Here is a 464-nt window from a genome sequence, read left to right as displayed (position 1 = left end):
CGAACCACGGCGCGATGCAGGTCTACGACCCGTTCGGTCAGCCGCTCGACATGGCGACCTACGCGATCGGCACCGTCGCCGCGAACCGTGCGGGTCAGTCGAACGGGGCCACGGGGTGGTATCAGGACGCGCGCAAGGGAGCCGAGTCGGAGTCGACCGTCTTGATGATCGAGATGGGCGCGCGCATCTACGTCCCCACTCTCGGGCGATTCCTCCAGGTCGATCCTGTCGAAGGCGGCGTGGACAACGACTACGTCTGGCCAACAAACCCAATCGGATCCGCCGATCTCACAGGGCGCGCATGGTGGGATGATGCTGCGAAATGGATCACAGATGGGCCCGTCGGAGTACTGTGTAGCTTCGCGTTTGGATTCGTTGGCACTGCGTGCGCGGCGGTGAAGGCGATAGCGTACGCAGTTCAGGGCGATGGTCTAAACGCACTAATTGAAGTTGCGTCAGCTCTA

1 protein-coding gene is annotated in these 464 nt (G+C 62.3%); it reads left to right on the top strand.

Annotated elements, in window-relative coordinates:
• Window positions 1-464, top strand: a 464-nt coding sequence (locus tag KI686_RS15710) for an RHS repeat-associated core domain-containing protein (protein WP_237590278.1), incomplete at both ends; no start/stop codon positions are given.

Origin of the sequence: Polaribacter sargassicola, assembly GCF_021991835.1 — a bacterium.
Taxonomy (GTDB): Bacteria; Bacteroidota; Bacteroidia; order Flavobacteriales; family Flavobacteriaceae; genus Polaribacter; species Polaribacter sargassicola.
The sequence above is the reverse complement of the archived record's forward strand: the minus strand, read 5'-3'. Positions and strand labels throughout refer to the sequence as shown.